This window comes from Cytobacillus firmus, assembly GCF_023715565.1.
In the GTDB taxonomy this organism is placed as follows: Bacteria; Bacillota; Bacilli; order Bacillales; family Cytobacillaceae; genus Cytobacillus; species Cytobacillus firmus_C.
This window is the reverse complement of record NZ_JAMBOJ010000169.1, coordinates 1-391: the sequence shown is the minus strand read 5'-3', so window position 1 is coordinate 391 and position 391 is coordinate 1. Positions and strand designations below refer to the sequence as shown.

The following is a 391-nucleotide window of genomic DNA, read 5'->3' as shown; positions in this document are numbered from 1 at the left end:
TCAGAGGTGGAAGCGTGGCGACATGTGGAGCTGACTGATACTAATCGATCGAGGACTTAACCAAAACGAAAAGCAGAGGCGACTGTTCAACTTCGAGAGACGTTGGAGAGCCGGCCATTCAAATCCTGGTTTTGGGATTTGGAGAGACGGATCGAAACGGCCGAGAAGTTAGGAGCCGAAGCTAGACAAGTCATATTGGTGAATACTCGGCAAATTCTTCTTCATACATTATCTAGTTTTGAGGGAATGAAAAAATGAAATTTTCTCTTGAAAAAAACTTTAAAAGAAAGTATAATCATACTTGTCTTTTGAAAATAGTCTGGTGGCGATAGCGAGAAGGTCACACCCGTTCCCATACCGAACACGGAAGTTAAGCTTCTCAGCGCCGATG

1 rRNA gene is annotated in these 391 nt (G+C 43.7%); it reads left to right on the top strand.

What is annotated here, in order from left to right:
* Window positions 1-318 precede the first annotated feature (318 nt).
* Window positions 319-391 (top strand): 5S ribosomal RNA (gene rrf / locus M3205_RS25320); the annotation flags it as partial.